This window comes from Arenibacter algicola (assembly GCF_018860365.1).
Lineage (GTDB): Bacteria > Bacteroidota > Bacteroidia > Flavobacteriales > Flavobacteriaceae > Arenibacter > Arenibacter algicola_B.
Map to the genome: position 1 here is coordinate 133,689 of NZ_JAHKPO010000007.1, position 21,040 is coordinate 154,728.

Consider the following 21,040-nt stretch of genomic DNA (forward strand, 5'->3'; position numbering starts at 1 on the left):
AAAGATGAAAAACATACATATATCAAAAAAGGGTTTCTTCGTGATGTTTCTTTTGGCAGCTTTCATGGGTTGTACGGAAGACTTTGAGGAAATAAATCAAAACCCCAACTTTCCCGAGCAGGCTTCCTCGGAACTGCTTTTGCCCGGGGTTTTAAGACAAATGGCCTATAACTGGGGTAACCAAGGATGGGAAGAAGGCTTTACAGTAGTTCAATATGGAGCTCGACTGCAGTTTACCTCCGGGGATATATACCAGTGGTCCCCGACCGACAATCCATACAACGATGCCTATGACGGGCTGCGCGATATTGAGAATATTATTCGTGATACCAGGGAAAATCCGGATCGCCAGAATTACTATGGCGTTGGGCTGATCGTTAAATCGTGGATCTATTCCTATCTAACGGATTCTTATGGCGATGTCCCCTACACGGATGCTGTAAAGGGGATCAGCGATGATAATATTACACCCGAGTTTACGCCTCAACAGGAAATTTATGACGGATTATTGGCCGACCTAAAAGCCGCCAACACCGCATTGACAGGTACTCAAAATATATCCGGGGATATATTGTACGGTGGTGATGTATTGAAATGGAGGAAGTTTGCCAATTCGCTCAGGCTTCGTCTCTTAATGAGGATAAGTGATGTGGATCAATCCAAAGCTACCGCCGGTATGGTGGAGATTATGGGAGATCCAACAACCTATCCCATATTTGAGAGCAATGGGGATGCAGCATTATTGCAGTGGAATTCCGATAATCCACAACCCAAATATAATACCCGATCCGGTAGTTTTGATGAGGTTAGGTTGAGCCTTACCTTGGAGACCAGATTGAAGGATCTAAATGATAGAAGACTTATCGTTTTTGCACAGCCTACTTCCAATTCCGGAAAAGGAATCTATTCCGACAATTTGGATGATTACGTAGGTATGCCCAACGGTTTGGACGATGAGGCGGCCTTAGGGTACAGCCCCACCGGAAACCCCAATGAGGTAGGGTCCAATTTTATCTCCAGAATAGGGATTTTATTGGCGTGCAGGGCCTGTAACGTGGAGCTTGCTTCACCAACAGCTTCCCAGACGATCATAATGGATTATTCAGAGCTTCAGTTTATCCTGGCCGAGGCTAGGGAAAGAAATTTCATAACTGTAGGCGATGCCGCCACTTACTATGAAAATGGTATAAGAGCTTCCTTTTCGTATTATTTGGATAGGATAATTGCTGGGGGATGGAACGAGATTGCTGCCGACCTACAAGCTTTTGACCTGGATGCCTATATTGCACAAACGGCAGTGGCCTATACAGGAACAACCGCTGAAAAGCTGGAAAAAGTAGCCTTGCAAAAATGGATAGCCCTCTTTTATACCGGTTTTGAAGCCTGGTCCGATTGGAGACGTACCGGAATGCCGGAAGTAATACCTGGTCCTGATGCTGTAAATGATAAAAAGGTCCCGGTGAGGTTTCAGTATCCAAATGCTGTGAAATCAACAAATAATGCCAACTATCAGCAGGCCGTTACCCGTATGGGGGGAGACGATTTAAATACCCTACTTTGGTGGGATGTTGCCAGTAATAATTAAATGTTCAATTAATATAAACTTATTATGAATCTTACGGACCATGGGGATTCCTCCCCATGGTCTTTTTATTGACAATATTAATCCTTCAAGTTTAAAAGGTGATATTTTTCTTATTTCATGGTATATTAGTTACCAACTTAGAAGTGTATAATCAAACCAAAAACCAAGAGAATAGATATGAGCAAAGGCGTTAAGTACAAGAAAATGGACAAATCCTATTTTGAATCCAGGGAACTTAAACGCCATGCAGGTGTTTGGTCCTTGTGGGCTTTGGGTGTAGGAGCCGTGATATCGGGACATTTTTCCGGATGGAACCTCGGTTTGGCATCTGGGGGATGGGGCGGTATGTTCGTTGCTACCTGTATTGTAGCCGTAATGTACATTGGACTTACCCAGAGCGTTGCAGAAATGTCTCCAGCCTTGCCGCATACCGGTGGTGCTTATTCTTTTGCCAGATCGGCCATGGGGCCTTGGGGCGGATTTTTTACTGGTTTGGTAGAGAATTTGGAATTTATACTTACTCCGGCCGTAATCGTTTTTTTTCTTAGTAATTATATGCAGGGTATTTTTGAGACGGCACCAGAAATGTTGCCTTTTTGGTGGTTCGGATTTTATACGGTCTTCACCCTTTTGAATATTGTGGGGGTAGAGTTATCTTTTCGTTTTACAGTGGCCTTAACTTTATTGGCTTTGGGATGTTTGGGCATATTTTGGGTGTCTTCTATTGGAAGTGCCGATTTTATGACTTATGCCTTGGATATAAAGGCGGGCGCCGACGGAAGTGCAGAACATTTGGAAGGAGGAGGAGGTTCCCTTTTCCCAATGGGATGGGAAGGGGCGCTTAAAGCAATGCCCTTTGCTGTGTGGTTGTTTTTGGCTATTGAACAGTTGCCCTTGGCAGCTGAAGAATCCGTTGATCCCAAAAAAGATATGCCCAAGGGATTGACTTATGGCATCATCACCTTGATTATTTCGGCCTTTTTAATCCTTTGGCTAAATGCCTCCATACCTTTGGGGTCCTATGCACTTTCACAGTCTGGAGAACCTTTATTGGACGGATTTAAGGTGTTGTATGGGGATAATATAGCCAAGCTCTTGGCCTTGGTAGCCTCCATTGGCCTGTTGGCTTCTTTTCATACCATAATTTTTGCGTTTGGCAGACAGATTTATTCCTTGTCCAGGGCCGGATATTTCCCTGTAATATTGTCCTTGACCCATAGCAAAAGAAAAACGCCCTATACCGCATTGATTCTTGGCTCTCTCATTGGTTTTACGGTTTTAATGGTTACCAAATTTTTAGCCGGTAATGAAAGTGAGGTATTTATTGGGGGTGCTTTATTGAACATCGCTGTTTTTAGTGCCATGCTCTCCTATATTTTACAATGTGGTTCCTTTTTGTTGCTAAGGAAGAATAAGCCTGGTCTTGAAAGACCCTATGTTAGCCCGTTTGGAAAACTAGGTGCTTGGTCCACTATTTTCTTGGCCAGTGTAATCATATATTTTCAGTTACAGGATCAGTCGTATAGAACGGCAGTATTTATATCCATTGGGTATTTGATCATTGGGTTGGTGTACTTTGGGCTACAAGGTAGGCATCGATTGATACTCTCTCCAGAAGAAGAGTTTGCCTTGGAACACGATGCAAAAAAAGCAAACGTAAAAAACTAAATTTTATAGCTAGAGGTGGGCATTATTCAATAATTTTATGGAGGATTTTTATTTAGGGATGGGAGTTGTGGAAACAGGAAGATGTATCAACGGGCTATAATGTTGAATCTTGGAATAAGAATAGAATAATCAACCAGAAAGTAGTCAAGTGAAACCTTACGTTCCATTAAGAGGTTTTCATTGGGCCAATAGAAAACAATAATAATAAACCTATGAAAAAGGAAGTACCAAAAATGACCATAGAATCGGTCAAAAGTTATATACAGGAACATCAAATTGAAAATATAAAGTTGGCCGTTGTTGATGTCGATGGCGTTCTCCGCGGGAAATACGTAAATTCCAAAAAGTTCCTATCCGCTTTGGACAAGGGATTTGGTTTTTGTAGTGTAATCTTTGGTTGGGACTCCAATGATGTATTATATAAGAATGATTCCTTTACTGGCTGGGCAGACGGTTTTACCGATGCCAATGCTACAATAGATGCCTCCAGTATGAGAATGTTGCCAACGGAAGACTTCAAGTCCGTTATTTTTTTGGTGGATTTTTCCGAGAGTAGTGCTGCTAGTGTTTGTCCAAGATCTATACTGCGCAAAACCTTGGAAAGATTGGGGAAGTTAGGGCTTAAGGCAAGTGCCTCTTTTGAATTCGAGTTTTTCCTTTTTAATGAATCCCCTAAATCCGTTCGCGATAAGAACTATCATAATCTGGAGCCGATGACCCCAGGTAATTTTGGATATTCCATATTGCGAAGTTCTACCCATGCCAATTTTTATCATGAAATAATGGAACTCTCCAAGGAGATGGAAATGCCTTTGGAAGGACTGCATACAGAGACTGGTGCAGGGGTACTGGAAGGGGCGCTTGAATATTCCGAAGCGTTAAGGGCGGCCGATAATGGAGCATTGTTTAAAAATTTCGTAAAGGTTTGGGCACAACAAAACAATTTGATGGCTTGCTTTATGGCCAAATGGTCTTCCAGTTATCCCGGTCAATCCGGCCATATTCATATTTCTTTGCAAAATACTGATGGTACATCTGCCTTCTACGATAAAAATAAGGCAAATGGCATGTCCGATGTGATGCGCTGGTTTATTGGAGGACAGCAAAAGTTAATGCCCGAATTTTTGGCCATGGTGGCCTCTACATGTAACAGTTATACGCGACTCATCCCGGGTTTTTGGGCTCCTACGGCGGCCTCATGGGGTTTAGATAATAGAACCTGTGCCCTTAGGGCCATCCCTGGTTCCGAAAAGTCACAAAGAGTGGAATACAGGGTGTCTGCAGCCGATATTAATCCCCATTTGGCACTGGCAGCCGCTATTGGTTCGGGATTGTGGGGCATAGAGAATAAAATTGAACCTACAAAAGGAGTTGAAGGAAACGCTTACGATGTAGACTTCTCCCAGGAACTTCAGTTGCCCAGGACATTATCACATGCTGCTGAGAAATTTAAGAATTCAAAAATTGCACGGGACCTGTTTGGTGATATATTTGTGGATCACTATGCGTATACCCGACTATGGGAAGATCAACAACAACTTGGAGCTATAACCGACTGGCAATTAAAACGTTATTTCGAAATAATTTAAAAAAATGATAAATACCATATCACCTATAGACGGCACTATTTATTATACTGCCGAAGAACATGGCCCAAAGGATATTGAAAGGGCCCTACATTTGGCTGAAAGTGCTTTTCCACTTTGGTCCAATCTTTCTATTGCCGAGCGAGCTAAATATATAACGGCCTTCGTGGATGCCATTGTTCAGGATAAAAATGATATTGCCCTAGAAATTACCTGGCAAATGGGGAGACCATTGGGTCAATCCCCTGGAGAAATAAAGGGTTTTGGAGATCGCGCCCATTATATGATCGGAGTGGCGGAAGAGGCTTTGGGCGACTATAAAGTTGTAGATGCCGAGAATCCGGATAAAAGATGGGTAGAGCGTGTTCCAATCGGGGTTGTTAGTGTGTTGAGCCCATGGAACTATCCTTTCTTGACCTCTGTAAATGCTATTGTTCCGGCTTTAATGGCAGGAAACGTGGTAATTTTAAAGCATTCGTTTCAAACCCCATTGGTGGCGGAACGTTATGCCAAGGCAGCTGCCAAGGCCGGATTGCCAAAAGGCGTTTTTCAAATACTGCACCTGAACCATAAAAATACAGGCCAATTAATTGCGGATAGCCGTATAGACGGGGTGTACTTTACAGGCTCCGTGCAGGGTGGAGTAGCCGTTCAAAATTCATTGCAGAACAAGTTTATTCCCTGTGGTTTGGAATTGGGAGGAAAAGATCCCGCCTATGTAATGGCCGATGCCAATTTGGAGAATAGTGTAGAAAATTTGGTAGATGGAGCATTCTTTAATAGCGGTCAATCTTGTTGCGGTATCGAAAGAATTTATGTTCATGAAACCCTTTACGACAAGTTTGTAGATGGATTTGTAGCGCTTACAAAGCAGTACAAGTTAGGGAATCCTTTGGATGCCGGGACCAATTTGGGGCCTATGGTAAAGACCGATGCGGCCAATTACGTAAGAAAACAAATAGAGCAGGCCTTGGGTAAAGGGGCAAAATCCTTGGTGCCGGAGTCTTTGTTCTCATCATCCAAAAAAGATACCCCTTATTTATCCCCTCATGTGCTGGTGAATGTGGATCATACTATGGACGTAATGACCGAGGAAAGCTTTGGACCTGTAGTAGGGATAATGAAGGTTAAGAGCGATGAAGAAGCATTGCGATTGATGAATGATTCCCAATATGGACTTACCGCTTCCCTGTGGGCAAATGATATGGATAAGGCTATTGATTTGGGGAGGAAAATAGAGACTGGTACCGTATTCATGAACCGTTGCGATTATTTGGATCCTGCCTTGGCTTGGACGGGTGTTAAAAATTCCGGTAAGGGCGTTACATTATCAAAAATTGGATACGACCATGTTACCCGGGTTAAATCATTCAATTTTAGAAAAGGGAAATAAAATTTATAAATCAATTTATTGAATTAAAAAATAAGAATTAATGCAATTAGCAAATACAAATTGGAATTATCCTACCACCATCTGGTTTGGAAATGGTAGAATAAATGAAATCTCACAGGCATGCCAAAAATTGGGGATCAAGAATCCTTTATTTGTTACTGACGAGGGCTTGGTGAAATTGAATATTGTTGAAAATACCATAAACATCTTAAAAAAGGATGGGTTAAATTTTACGGTATACAGTGATGTGCAAGGAAATCCTACCGAGAAGAATGTTGTTGACGGAGTGGCCCATTATGTAAAACATAAACATGATGGAGTTATAGCCTTTGGAGGTGGTTCTGCCATTGATGCGGCCAAGACCATCGCATTTATGTCCGGACAGACCAGGTCTCTTTGGGATTTTGAAGATGTGGGCGATAATTGGAGTTATGCCGATCCTGCCGGAATTGCTCCCATTATAGCTGTCCCCACTACTGCCGGCACAGGGTCGGAGGTAGGTAGGGCATCGGTGATTCTGGATGAAAAATTGCATACCAAGAAAATCATTTTTCACCCAAAAATGTTACCGGCAATAGTGATATCCGATCCCGAACTTACTTTGGGCCTGCCACCACATATTACGGCTTGGACCGGAGTAGATGCCATGGTGCATGCCATTGAGGCCTATTGTGCTCCAGGGTATCATCCTATGGCCGATGGTATCGCCATTGAAGCCATCCGCATTATTGCCAAGTATTTGCCAATAGCCGTTAAGGACGGAAAAAATTTGGAGGCTAGGGGGCAAATGCTGGTAGCTGCCTCTATGGGGGCAACGGCCTTTCAAAAAGGATTGGGTTCCGTGCATTCCGTGGCCCATCAATTGGGAGCCATTTACAATAAGCAACACGGTTTGTTAAATGCTATAATATTGCCATATGCCTTAAAACAGAATAAGGCGGCTATTGAGGATAGAATGGTGCATTTAAGTAAAGTCCTTGGATTGGAAAAGGAAGGTACCGATGCTATTATCGATTATATAATCGGTCTGAGAAAAGAATTGAATATTCCGCATACATTGAAAGATATAGACATTAATACTGATAACGCGAAAGAAATAGGGGAAATGGCTTTTAAAGATCCCTCGACACCTTCCAACGCAAAACCTGTTAACGCAAAGGATTTGGAGCAACTTTTTAGAGTAGCGGTAACTGGAGATATAAATGGACTGTAAGCGTGAAACTGTTAATTGTAGAAGGAAATAACGAACAAACACGCCTGCAAAGGGGGGCTTTTGGGATAAAGCCATATCATCTAATGTTCCAAGAAATGCTGAGGGGCTTGGTCCCAAAGGTACAGACAGATTTTGCCTTTCCGGCCGATGGGGCAAGTGAATTGCCTACAGCTGCACAATTGGAAAAATATGATGGGGTATTGTGGACAGGCAGCTCCCTTAGTGTCCTTGATGATATCCCTGATGTTCAACAGCAATTAAATTTTGCCTCTGAGGTTTTCAAGAGCGGTGTACCGTTTTACGGCAGCTGCTGGGGCATGCAGATAGCTACTGTAGTAGCTGGGGGCAAGGTGGCACTTAGCAAGAACGGCTTGGAGTTTGGAATCTCCGAACCAATTGATCTTACCCCGCTGGGAAGGAAAAGTCCGTTAACTTCCCACCGTCAAAAGACGTATTCAGCACTGTGTATTCATTATGATGAAGTAGCAAAGGTGCCCGAAAACGCCATTGTTTTAGCCAGTAATTCCCATTCCAAGGTGCAGGCCATGACATTCGACTTTAAAAAAGGTTCATTTTTTGGGGTGCAATATCATCCTGAATTCAATCCTTCGGACATGGCATTGATAGGCTTGTTTTTATCAGAAAAATTGGTCAAAAGCGGTGCTTTTAAATCTTTGGAGGAAGTAAAGGAATTCGCCTTATCATTAAAGGAACAGAAAGGAATTCCACCGGAGATTTGCGATTACCAACTCCATACCCAAGAAATAATGGCTTGGTTAAAGTTAATAGCTGGAAAACAATAGGAAGAACTTTTATAAAATTAATAAACGGATGGATTTTAATTATTAATCCATCCGTTTATTTTGTTTTGGACTCATAGCCAAGTCTCCAAATTAACTATACTCCTTTTTTAGTTGTTTTTAAAAGCACTGGTATTGGGGCTTTTCCCCATTTCAAATTCAAGGACATTGCCATTCATTATCTGGGTATAGGTGATAAAGGGTTCGTCCAATACCTTTCCGTCCAATTTCAGGGATTGAATGTACATGTTCTCTTCGGAGAGGTTGTTGGTTTTTATTTTAAATGATTTTAGTTCTCCGTTCTTGCGTAAGCTAAGGGTGAGTTCTGGAAATTGAGGTGCCCCAATGGCGAATATTTCTGTACCTGGGGTAACTGGGTAAAATCCCATAACCCCAAAAACGTACCAAGCTGACATTTGTCCGCAATCATCGTTTCCGTTGATTCCTAGAGGGTGATTTCTATAATTAATGGTAGAGGTGTGCTTGCGGATAAGCTCTTGGGTTTTCCAAGGTTGCCCTGCATAGTTGAATAGGTAGGCATAATGATGTCCGGGCTCATTATCATGTCGGTAATGTTGCCCATCAAAATTTTCATTTAATTTGGCGGCAAACTTTTCCTTCCCGCCAAAGAGTTCGATGCTTCCTTCAATATCGTGCATGGCGCCAAATAAATAGGTCCATCTCCCACCTTCCGTAAACCCTTCCTGTTCGTTTTTGTCCCAATCGCCATTAAATAGTCGGGCATTAAGGAACCCCGTTTCCTTGTTGTAAAGGTTTTTGTAGTTTTTGCTCCATCCCATTAATCGCTCATAATCTTCAATTTTACCCATGTCCTTGGCCATTTGGGCAATGCTATAGTCGTCTATTCCAAACTCGATGGTCCGTGTTACGGATTCCCGTGTCTTATCTGCCGCAACATATCCTAAGGAATGATAGTAGGTGAGTCCGCCCCTTGCTTCGTAGAGAGTACCCTCATCCCTATCCCCCCAAGGTTTTTCGGTGTCCCTATAAGGTGGGTGCATGGCATTTTTTCTAACGGCTTCATAGGCTAGATCCAGATCGTAATCCCGAAATCCCTTTACGTAGGCATCTGCAATTACGGCATCGGCATGGGTGCCGGTCATTATATTGGTATAGGTAGGATTGGGCCATTTTGGCAACCAACCTCCCTCTTGGTACATCTGTAATAAGGATTGTATCATAGGGCTAACCCGTTCTGGCTGTGTAAAATGCAGTAGGGGGTGCAGGGCCCTAAATGTATCCCAAAGGGAGTAGTCGTTATAAGAAACCCCTTCATGGACCTTATCGTCAAACGGACTGTAATAGCGGCCGTACTCTGAAAACTCCCTAGGGAACAACATGGTGTGGAACAAGGCGGTATAGAAAATGTTTTTTTGATCTTCCGTAGTTCCATTTGCTTTAATCCTGGAAAGATTTTCTTGCCAAATATCCCGGGTGTTTTCTACCACTTTGTTAAAATCCCAATCTGGTATTTCCTTGGATAAGTTTTCACGGGCTTGATCCAAGCTTATAAAGGAAGTGGCAATTTTGACTTTGACCTTTTCATTTTTTTCCGTTTTAAAACTAATGTATCCGCCCATTCTGGCTCCTGTCTGCTCCTTGCCCATTTCTATGATATCGGGCTCCGTTCTAAAGGAATTCCAAGTTCCAAATCGCTCAAAGGGTTTATCAAATTGAATTATAAAATAACCTTTAAAGTTTTTGAGTTCAGGACCTAAATGGGAAGACATCCTCTCAGGATTGTAACCAGTAATTTCTCTTTTATTTTCATCTATTTTGATATACCCGTGAAACGCCTTTTTGTTCTCGGTAATATTAATACCTTGGATAATGATATGGGATTCATCGGACTTGGGAAAGGTGAATTGAAAGATGCCACAGCGGGAGGCAGCTGCTATTTCCCCTTTTATTTTTCGACTTTTATCACCCATGGAAACACTGTAATAATTAGGTTTGGATATTTCATCCTTATGGGTAAAGGGCAAGGCCCTGTCTTTGGGAAGTAGTTTTAATTTCCCTACTTGAGGCATAACGGACACGTAGCCATAATCGCCCATCCACACCGTAGGTTGGTGAGTGGCCAAAAATCCCTGAATGGTATTGTCTTCATAAAAGTATGGCATTTCACTGATCTTATTTTCCCGTGTCTGTGCCACAAAATTGGTCATTGCAAAAGGGGTCCCCACGCAGGGCATGGTGCCTCCACCATCCCTGCCTTCCATAAAGCCGGCTGATGGGGTTCCAATCAGTGGATTTACATAGTCAACCTCCATTTTGTTTTGGGCGGATAAAACTGTTATCCATAATAGTGGAAGGAGGGAGTACAAGAATTTCTTATTCGTTTTCATGTAAAAGATAAATACGCTTAAACTTTTGGATAATCATAAATAATTATTGCGGAAGGGGCTAATCAAAAAAACAATAAAATATTGATAATGCGAAAGATAGGGAAATATTAATTATGCAAAGGTTTGCATGATTAGCCATTTTATAGGTGCGGGAATAGAGCGCATTGGATAGTTAAAGGCACACACAAGGAAGATCTTAATATGTTGATTATTTTAGGGTGTTGGAGTTTAATTTGGCCCAAACTAAAAAGAGCCTTGCCGGTCAGGCAAAGCTCTTTTACGAGAACACTATATGAAAATGAAAAAATTACTTTTTTATTATTACAATGTAAATGTACCTTGTTACCCTGCGTTGTGAAAATTATTGTTGTCAAGTCAACTGATTATGAGGTGTCCCTATTAAATTTTGATGTTTGGCACATAATTCCTCCTTCAAATCTAAAAATATGCCGATATTTAATGTTTGAAATTCATGTTCCCAAATTAAGGGAGGATGTTTATGTAGAATGTAATTAAAGACGTATGCTTCAATCAGAGAGATTAGACGAATTTAAAAAATCAGTCCAGAACAAGTTCAATATTTATAATAGCTTGTTTCTTAATTTGCCATACCAAAATATTGAAAATGTTGGGATGCTGATTCCATTATTGTTAGATCAGGCCGAAAAGGGGTTGAAATCCGGGAAAAATCCACAGGAAATTTTAGACGCTTTCTTTCAAAACTATGCCAAGATAGATTCGGAAAAGGATAGGATAGATTTTATGTTCCGGATTATTCAGTACGTGGAAAGACAGGTGGTGTTGTATGACAGTGTTGAGGATGCGGCTTTCCCAAAGCTTCAGAAACACAGTAGTTCCCTGACTATTGGGGATTATTTTCAGTTAGTGGACAAAAATAAAAGTTGGGACCAGATTTCGGAAAAATTGTCCACCTTTAGTGCACGTATCGTTTTAACGGCGCACCCTACCCAATTTTATACCCCTGCTGTATTGGATATCATTAGTAATTTAAGGAGTCTTATTTTGGAAAACAAGATCAATGACATTGATCTTGTGCTTCAACAATTGGGACTAACCTCCTTGATCAATGCTAAAAAGCCTACTCCATTGGATGAAGCCAAAAATATAATATACATTTTACGAAATGTTTATTATGATGCTGTTGGGGACCTTTATGCTTACATCAAGGATAATATTGGCGATATGGATTTTAATAATCACAACATCATGAAACTTGGGTTTTGGCCCGGTGGGGATAGGGATGGAAACCCTTTTGTAACTTCCAGTATTACCAAGGATGTGGCCGACGAGCTACGTATTACCCTAATGAAATGTTATTATCACGATGTAAAAAACTTACAGCAAAAATTAACTTTTAGGGAACTTCAAGATGTAATTTCCAATTTAAGGGGGCGCTTGTACAATACCATGTTCGATGCCACCAAAGTGTTGCGCTACGATGAAATTATAGAACCCCTTCTTGAAATTAGGTCGATATTGATTAATAAATACCACAAGTTATACCTAAAGGATTTAGATCATCTTATAGACAAGGTTAAGATCTTCAGGACACATTTTGCCACTTTGGATATTAGGCAGGACCATAGCGTTCATACCCAGGTTGTAGAGGCTATTCTAAAGGCCAACGGACTAATTTCAGAAAGTATAGGGGAATTGGATAGGCAGGAATTAATAGATATTTTAATCCATAAGGATATAGATCTGCAAGTCCAGAATTATGAGGAGGATATTGTTAAGGAAACCATTCAAAATATTCTACAATTAAGGGGAATTCAGGAGAAAAATGGTGAGGAGGGTTGTAACCGATATGTTATTAGTAATTCCGAGAGCGTTTTTTCTGTACTTTTTGTTTACGGACTATTTAGATGGTGTGGTTGGGATTCGGATAAAATTACCTTCGATATTATTCCTTTGTTCGAAACCATGAGAGGCATGGAAAGTTCTGAAAATACAATGAACGAATTGTTTGACCTTCCAGAGTATAAAAAGCATCTGGCCCAACGCCATAATAAGCAAACCATAATGCTCGGATTTTCAGATGGCACCAAGGACGGTGGATATGTGAAAGCAAATTGGGAAATCTTTAAAACAAAGGAAAAATTGTCTGCCGTATGCGATCAAAATAATATAAAGGCTATCTTTTTTGACGGGCGTGGCGGACCTCCGGCCCGAGGAGGAGGAAAAACACATAGATTTTATGCTGCACAGACCAAGGATATTGCCAATAATGAAATTCAATTAACCATTCAGGGCCAGACCATAACCAGTACTTATGGCACTAAGGAGCAGTTTATTCATAATTCTGAGCAATTATTAACGGCCGGACTTTCCAATAACTTTTTTGGTAAGGAAAATGTTATTTCCAAGGAATCAAGACAATTATTGGAGGAGTTGTCCGATCTGAGTTTCGAGAAATACGATGCTTTAAAGAATCATGATAAGTTTATTGCATATTTGGAAAACAAGAGTACTTTAAAATACTACCAAAAGGCAAATATAGGAAGTAGGCCAGGTAAAAGAGGCCATAAGAAAAAATTGGAACTCACAGACTTGAGGGCCATTTCCTTTGTAGGTTCATGGAGCCAGCTTAAACAGAATGTCCCGGGTTATTTTGGAATTGGAACGGCTATAAAGATTTTAAAGGACCAAGGAAAATTGGAGGATATAAAAAAATTATTCAAAGAAGTTCCGTTGTTTAAAGCATTGATGCTTAATAGTATGATGTCTTTGGCCAAGTGTTATTTTGAACTGACCAGCTATATGAAGGATGATGAGGAATATGGTGAATTCTGGAACATCCTATATGAGGAATATTTGCTTTCCAAAGAAATGCTGTTACTTATTTCTGAATCCAAGATCTTAATGGAGAAAGAGTCGGTTTCACGTGAATCGGTTAAAATAAGGGAAAACATAGTGTTGCCTTTATTGGTAATCCAACAATTTGCCCTTCAGCAATTGAGTAGGGAATCGGAATATAAAGAATTGTATGAGAAAATAGTAATTAGGTCTTTGTACGGTAACATTAACGCAAGTAGGAATTCTGCTTAATGTTAAGAATACAAAGTATAGTCTAAATGGCCATAAAAAAGGATATGCCAACATTGTTGGAACTAACCTATCCTTTTTTGTGGCCATCTTATTATTGACGGTTGGTGAAAATTTAATGGATTTTATTTAGTAATATTAGTAGATCGATATAATTTATCAATTTTGAAATCGTTTTAGAGTTAACGGTTTCATTGTTTATATTTGACTATATTGGTATAAGCACAATAATAGCATTGATCCAATACCGATTGGGAATTCTGTTACGATTACAAGGTACTCCCCCCTCTCCTTTCAAGTAGCATTTTAATGTATATAATAAAGCGCCTTACCATTCTGTGCGTTATTAGCTTTAGTGGGAATTGAAATAATTCATTGGATTTCTACGTAATATATAAATTGCAATTCCATCTCCCATAGAATGGTTGGGGAATGCACGTTTTATTTTAAGGAGTATTTTATGCCAAAAAACAACATTACTGCACTAAAAAATACATTTAACGATCTATTAAAAAAGGAAGATGATTTTTTCAATTTTGCAGGAGAAAGTTTAATGGATGGTTTATGGTGCTGGAATTTAGCACATCCTGAAAGGAGCTTTATCAGTAGTAAATTTTCCCAATTGCTCGGTTATACTTCAGGCTCAAATGCTGCCATTGAAATAGATTTTTTATCCTTGGTTCATGTAGGGGATTTAGATCGGGTCCAAAGTGCTTGCCAAGGCCTTATAACCAATTCCCAGAATAAACCACTGAACATAGATGTAAGATTCATCCATGTGGACGGACATTATATTTGGTTAAACCTCAGGGGCAGCCTGGTTGCTGACGAATCCCAAGATTGCCAAGGTCTTATTGGTGCAGCCCTATGTATAGATAGGTACATGGAGAGCGAAAAACAATTACAGATCAACAAGGATTATTACGAAAATGTAATTAAGGGCGCCAATATAGGGGTCTGGGAAGGTAATCTTGTCACAGGTAACGTTATATGTAATGAAAGATGGGCAGATATGTTCGGATATACCTTGGCCGAGCTGGAACCATTAACCTATGGTACCTTTTTAAATATGGTTCATCCAGAAGATGTAGGGAATATAGATATTTCCTTGGAAAATCATGTTAAAGAAAGTGGTATTTACGAGGTAGAATTTAGAATGCAACATAAAATGGGGCATTGGGTTTGGGTGCTAAGTCGTGGAGAGGTAACTAAATACGGTGCAGATGGCCTTCCTGAAGTCGTTTCGGGCATACATTACGATATAAGTAATCGTAAAGTCAATGAAATTTTGTTGGAGAAGTACAAGAATCTCTTTGAACGGTCAAGTGAAGCAGCAAAAATCGGATATTGGGAAGTTGATCAAGAGGAAGAAACTGTTTTTTGGAGTAAGGTTGCCAATCAAATTCACGGGGTATCCGAGGAATTTAGTCCAACACTGGAAAAAGGATTGGAGTTTTATATGGAAGGCGAGCATAGGGATCGTTTAAAGTTAATTGTGGATAAGGCGCTTACAGAGCCCATGGAGTTTGATGAGCAATTACAACTAAAAACGCAAAACGGTCACTTAAAATGGGTGAGGGTAATAGGGGTCTCCGAACATAGGGGCAATGAGCGAGCAAAGTTGTACGGACTTATCCAGGATATTGATGAAATTAAAAAAGTCCAATTGGAGATTAGATTTCGGGAGGAGCAGTTTAGGCAAACCTTTAATCATTCTGCCATGGGCATGGCCTTGGTAAATAATGAAAATAAATTATTAAGGGCAAACAAAAGTTTATGTAATATTTTCGGTTACACCGAGGAAGAAATGCAAAAGTTAGACCTTGCTGACATGGCGCATCCCGAGGACTTAAAATTGAACAGAAAGTATATAGAAGAATTATTTCAGGGCAAGCATAAAAATATAAAATTAGATCACAGGTTTATACATAAAGACGGTACTGTTATTTGGGCCAACATATCTATGTCTGCTATTCATAACGATCAAGGGCAGGTAATACATTATGTTTCCCAAGTGCAGGATATTACGGAGCGTAAGCAAAATGAATTGTTGCTGGCCCATAATGCCCAGGTAATGCAGCGCATCAACGATGCAGTGCGTATAGGAATTTGGGAGCTTGATTTGGGTACAAATAATGTTTATTGGAGTCCTACCATAAAAAGTATGGTAGGGGTTCCAGAAGATTATAAACCTACTTTAGAGGAAGTTTATCCTTTTTTTCAGAAAGGGGAGCATAGGGAAATCCTAATAGAGGCTTTAAGTAGGGCCGTTGAACAGGGAGAGGGATTTGATCTTGAACTAAAGGTGGTTACTACTTCCCAAAGGATATTTTGGTCCAGAACGATAGGAATTCCGGAAATGGTGGATGGGGTATGTAACAGATTATATGGTTTTTTTCAGGATATTGACGAAAAGACAAGGGCCACAAAGGATTTAGCCGTCAAGGAAGAGGAAATGAGGCAAACCTTTGAACATGCCCAGCACGGTATGGCCTTTATCGATTTAAATGGGAACCTACAGAAATCCAACCGCAGTCTTAGCCGTATTATTGGCTATTCTGAGGCAGAATTGCGCAAACTAACCTTGGTAAATATTACTTATCCAGACGATTACGCAAAATCCCAGGCCTTAATGTTCGAGGTATGGGACCAGAAAAGGGACTCTTTCAGTGTAGAAAAGCGGTTTATTCATAAGAATGGTGATATTATTTGGGTTAATCACTCTTTATCAGCCATTAAAAACGATAAGGGGGAATATATACACCTATTGTCCCAGGTTGAGGACATTACCGATCGTAAGAAAAGCGAATTACTACTTATAGAAAATAAAAACCTCTTGGAGCGTTCCCATGAAATAGGGAAGATAGGTTCATGGGTGTATTTACCTCAGGAGAATAAGGTGACCTGGAGTGAGAATCTCATAAAAATGTTGGAGGCCGATAACTATAAACCACATAATCTGGAATTCTCAATTGCCAATTACGCCCTTAAAAAGGACCAGGATCGAATTGCGAAAATTATGCATTTGGCGGTAGTGGAGGGCAAAAGTTTCGATTTTGAAGTTGAAATTTTAAGTAAGTCAAAAGGAATATTTTGGACACGTAATATCGGAGTGCCAGAATTTAAAGATGGGAAATGCATCCGGATATCTGGGCTTATGCAGGATATTGACCATGAAAAGCGATTAAAATTGGAGCTTGCTTTTAGTGAGGAAATGTTTAGAACAACTTTTGAGCATGCAGCCATAGGAATGGTTGTCATAGATTTAGAGGGAAGATTGCGAAAGGCCAATCCAAAAATCTGTGAGATATTGGGTTATGGGGAAGAGGAGATTCTTGAAAAATCAATATCGGATTTTGTGCACCCAGAGGATGTGGAAACCGCTAAAGTAATGTTTGAAAGGACCGTTGCTACAAATAGTGGATTTAAAATGGAGAAGCGCTGCAGGCATAGGAACGGAAATTATATTTGGATTTTTGAGGCAGTAGCTGCTGTAAAGAGTGACAGGGGTGAACTCATGCATTTCGTGGCCCAAATCCAAGATATTTCTGATAAAAAACAAATGACCGAAAATCTAACCGAGCACAACAACCGCCTTACGAATTTTGCACATATCGTTTCCCATAACTTAAGATCGCATACCAGTAATATTTCCATGCTCTTGGATCTGGCATTGCAAGATGATCCCAAAGTACTTGAAAATGAATACTGCCGTAATATTAAGGTCGTTTCGGATAATATGAACGAAACTATTCATCAGCTTAGTGAGATTGTGGAGATAAATTCTCAGGTGAGTTCAACCTTAACCTCTCAAAACCTATTAAAAAGGGTTCAGAAAGCCATGAAGACTGTTGATCCATTGGTTAAGAAAAACGGTGCTAAAATCTATTTGGAGGTTGCAGCCGATATTAATGTAATGGCAGTACATGCCTATTTGGAGAGTATTATTCTAAATATGATTACCAACGCTATAAAATATAGATCTCCAGAAAGACTGCCAGAGTTGAAAATTTCCAGTGGAGTAAAAGGGGAATATGCTTTTTTAAGTTTTGAGGATAATGGCCTTGGGATCGATTTGGACCGGCATGGCTCCAAGCTTTTCGGCATGTACAAAACATTTCACAGTCACCCGGAAGCACGTGGCATCGGACTCTTTATCAGTAAGAATCAGATCGAAGCTATGGGAGGTAAGATCGAGGTTGAAAGTGAGTTAAATAAGGGTACCAAATTCACCGCATATTTTCGAATTGCTTTATAGTGTATAATCTTGCGGTTAGTGATTCTAATAGGATATAAAGCTGTTTTGTATACTTTAAACAATTTGTTAATAAACATTAGAGGTCCTATTTGGGAAAAATAAATTATATTAGTAACCAACAAATTCTATAGGATAACAAGAAATGCATTTTATAAATGCAAGAATAAACAATATTTACAGGAATGACGATTAATACAGTATGCATCATTGATGATGATCCTATTTTTATTTTTGGTTCTAAAATACTTTTAAGGAATAATAGTTTCGCTTCAGATTTTCTAGTCTGTCAAAATGGGAAAGAAGCTTTGGATGTAATAACACCTCTGATTGAATCGGAAGAAGGGTTGCCCGAGGTTATTTTTTTGGATTTGAACATGCCCATAATGGACGGATGGGAGTTTTTGGATGAGTTTGGTAAAATATCCCGGGAAAGGGAGATTAGGATATATATTTTAAGCTCATCTGTAGATTCTAGGGATATGGAGCGCGCCAAAAAATATGACATGGTCAATGGTTTTATAGCCAAGCCCTTGACAGATGTAAAGATCAAGGAATTGGCCCAAGAAATTGAAGGGTAGGGTTTCCTTGTGTTTTCAATTTTATAGTTTTGCTGCACTATTAATAGGCATGGCGCACTTTGCATGCCGTTAACTTTGGCCTTGGAACTTAGGTGTTATAACCCTAATATTCTCCAAATATCATAAAGTATTGTTCGGATAGTCTGTTTTTTGCCAAATATATATTAATCCATTAGTATTTTAAATGCCTCTGTATTAATTTAGTGGCCTTGTCAAAATGTCAGAATACAAACCTCCAATATTAATGAGATTATCATTTTGTTTTTTCCTTTCTCTTTCGCTTATCGTTATTTCATGTAAACCATCTTACCAGGAACCTCAAATTTCCCTTGAGGATTATAGGGTGGAAGAGGGTTTTGAACTGGAGATGGTGGCGTCCGAACCCCTTTTGACAGCACCGGTCGCCATAGATTTCGATTCTAAGGGACGGATTTGGGTAGCTGAAATGGCTGGATTTATGGTCAATTTAGAAGGTGATGGGGAAGATTTGCCTAGTGGATCTATTAAAATCCTTGAGGATCTTGACGAGGACGGAATTATGGACCATGCCAAAACCTTTTTGGATAGTTTGGTTATGCCAAGGGCTTTGGCCCTTGTTTATGGTGGGTTGCTTTATGCAGAATCACCTAATCTTTGGTTTGTTGAAATTGAGAATGATAAACCAGTAAACAGAGTGTTGGTAGATTCCCTTTATGCAACCGTAGGAAATCCTGAACATCAGCCAAATGGTTTAATGATGAATTTGGACAACTGGATCTACAATGCCAAATCTAATTTCAGATACCAACGTAAAGATGGGGTGTGGTATAAGGAACCTACTACCCAGAGAGGGCAGTGGGGTATTTCCCATGATAATTTTGGAAGGCTTTATTACAATAATAATTCCACCCAATTATTGGGCGATCATATACTGCCCAATAGGTTGGTCCGCAATAAATATTTTGTTCCAAGAAAAGGTGTTGATGAAACTTTGACCAAAGATCAACGTGTTTATCCGCTTCATGCTGCCTCAGTGAATAGGGGATATGAAGAGGGGGTTTTAGACCAGGATAGTCTATTGGTTAATGTTACGGCGGCCTGCGGACCATTGGTCTACAGGGGAGGAATGTTCCCGGCTGATTATGATCAAAATGTCTTTGTTTGCGTACCTGAGGCCAATTTGATAAAAAGAAATATCCTATCCTTTTACGGAGATCGTGTTGAGGCCAAACAAGCCTGGCAGGGAAAAGAGTTTTTAGCCTCTACGGACGAAGGTTTCCGGCCAGTAAATTTATCCACTGGGCCGGATGGGAATATGTATGTTGTGGATATGCACCGGGGTGTAATTCAGCATTATGCATTTTTGAGCCCTTATTTAAAGAAAATATCGGCCGAGAAAAAATTGGATACCATATTGGATTATGGAAGGATATTAAGGGTTCGGAGTAAGGATAAGCCGGCACGGGAAATTCCTGACCTGGAGACTTTATCTGCATCCCAAATGTTAGTGTTGCTGAAGGACTCCAACGGTTGGATACGTGATAGGGTTCAGCAATATTTGATTCAAAATAAGGACAAAAGTGTTTTGCCTGAACTCAAAAAAATGGCTTTGGACAATACTGGTCCATTGGCCCAATTGCACGCTCTCTATGTCTTAAAAGGCCTTAATGCCCTTTCTTTCGACTTCCTACAAGAGTTGGCTCAAAATGGTGGCCCTGAAGCTGCATCTCATGCCATTGTCCTTTTGGAGGAATATGCTTCCGAAAAAAATGTTCCCAAAGCAAAAGTTCTTTTTGCCGAACTATTGAAAAGGAATGAGCCCATGCTGGATTTGTACCTTTCAACAACAATGGGGATTTGGGCCAAATACGATCAGGAAGTGTTTTTCTCTTTTATTTATGATTTGTCGAATAAATACAGTGATAATAAAATATATCAGGAAGCCATTGTTAGTGGATCGGAAGATGTCCTTACGGCTCTTGACTCCCAACTTGGAGATCTTGTAAACCTAAAGGATTCGAACCTTGCCAGTCTAACAACTGAAAGCGTTGAGCGTAAAGGAAACGACAAACCTAATTATATTTATTCAACAAAAATTGCAAGAGCGGATTCCAGGACCAATGGAGCCATCCTGTTCCGTCAAATATGTGCCTCTTGCCATTCGTCCAGTGGGGAAGGTATCCACGGATTGGCACCACCACTTGTGGGGTCTGAGTATATTTCTACACATTTGGAACAATTGGGGCTTATTATTCTTCACGGCCTAAAAGGTCCCCTGAAAATTAAAGGGGAATTGTATGATGAGAACCATCAAATGCCAGGCCTTAAGTATAATAAGAATCTGTCCGATAAGGACATCTCGGATATAATATCCTATGTGACCAATGCATTTTCTGTTAACCCTAAGGGTTTAAAACCGGAAAAAATAAAGGAACTTAGGGAAGTCCAATCAAAAGACGGTATGGAATATACCGAAAAGGAATTATACGAGCAGATCGGAAAATAATTAAGGATAGTTTATCCCTATTCTAGGATAAAGCAGGTA

General features: G+C 40.2%; 11 protein-coding genes. 10 read left to right on the forward strand and 1 reads right to left on the reverse strand.

What is annotated here, in order from left to right:
- Positions 1 to 4 precede the first annotated feature (4 nt).
- The 6 genes from KO529_RS07345 to KO529_RS07370 all read left to right on the forward strand — a co-directional run bounded on the left by KO529_RS07345 (position 5) and on the right by KO529_RS07370 (position 8,248).
- Entirely contained in the window at positions 5 to 1,585 is a 1,581-nt protein-coding gene (locus KO529_RS07345; RefSeq protein WP_215947272.1) for a SusD/RagB family nutrient-binding outer membrane lipoprotein, read from the forward strand.
- Between the two features lie 177 nt (positions 1,586 to 1,762).
- Positions 1,763 to 3,253 carry an amino acid permease gene (locus KO529_RS07350; protein ID WP_215947273.1) on the forward strand — a complete coding sequence of 497 codons (1,491 nt, stop codon included), beginning with the start codon at positions 1,763 to 1,765 and terminating at the stop codon, positions 3,251 to 3,253.
- A 212-nt stretch (positions 3,254 to 3,465) separates the two neighbouring features.
- The gene (locus tag KO529_RS07355; RefSeq protein WP_215947274.1) at positions 3,466 to 4,842 is read left to right on the forward strand and encodes a glutamine synthetase family protein; all 1,377 of its coding nucleotides are present in this window, start codon (positions 3,466 to 3,468) and stop codon (positions 4,840 to 4,842) included.
- Positions 4,843 to 4,846: 4 nt separating this feature from the next.
- Positions 4,847 to 6,232, forward strand: coding sequence for an aldehyde dehydrogenase family protein (locus KO529_RS07360; RefSeq protein WP_215947275.1), 1,386 nt, complete (start codon positions 4,847 to 4,849; stop codon positions 6,230 to 6,232).
- A gap of 40 nt (positions 6,233 to 6,272) precedes the next feature.
- Positions 6,273 to 7,445 (forward strand): iron-containing alcohol dehydrogenase, encoded by a 1,173-nt coding sequence (locus tag KO529_RS07365; protein ID WP_215947276.1) that lies wholly within the window; start codon positions 6,273 to 6,275, stop codon positions 7,443 to 7,445.
- Between the two features lie 2 nt (positions 7,446 to 7,447).
- On the forward strand, positions 7,448 to 8,248 hold the full coding sequence (locus KO529_RS07370) for a type 1 glutamine amidotransferase (protein WP_215947277.1): 801 nt from the start codon (positions 7,448 to 7,450) through the stop codon (positions 8,246 to 8,248).
- A 107-nt stretch (positions 8,249 to 8,355) separates the two neighbouring features.
- Here KO529_RS07370 and KO529_RS07375 read toward each other — a convergent pair whose 3' ends face one another.
- Positions 8,356 to 10,614: a GH92 family glycosyl hydrolase gene (locus KO529_RS07375; protein WP_252734341.1), complete on the reverse strand. Its 2,259-nt coding sequence runs from the start codon at positions 10,612 to 10,614 to the stop codon at positions 8,356 to 8,358.
- 522 nt (positions 10,615 to 11,136) lie between these two features.
- Here KO529_RS07375 and KO529_RS07380 point away from each other — a divergent pair.
- From KO529_RS07380 to KO529_RS07395, 4 genes are all read left to right on the forward strand, one after another.
- The gene (locus KO529_RS07380) at positions 11,137 to 13,683 is read left to right on the forward strand and encodes a phosphoenolpyruvate carboxylase (protein WP_215947278.1); all 2,547 of its coding nucleotides are present in this window, start codon (positions 11,137 to 11,139) and stop codon (positions 13,681 to 13,683) included.
- Positions 13,684 to 14,140: 457 nt separating this feature from the next.
- Entirely contained in the window at positions 14,141 to 17,938 is a 3,798-nt protein-coding gene (locus KO529_RS07385) for a PAS domain S-box protein (protein WP_215947279.1), read from the forward strand.
- Between the two features lie 182 nt (positions 17,939 to 18,120).
- Positions 18,121 to 18,516 (forward strand): response regulator, encoded by a 396-nt coding sequence (locus tag KO529_RS07390; RefSeq protein WP_215947280.1) that lies wholly within the window; start codon positions 18,121 to 18,123, stop codon positions 18,514 to 18,516.
- Between the two features lie 244 nt (positions 18,517 to 18,760).
- Positions 18,761 to 21,001, forward strand: coding sequence for a DUF7133 domain-containing protein (locus KO529_RS07395; protein WP_215947281.1), 2,241 nt, complete (start codon positions 18,761 to 18,763; stop codon positions 20,999 to 21,001).
- Positions 21,002 to 21,040 lie beyond the last annotated feature (39 nt).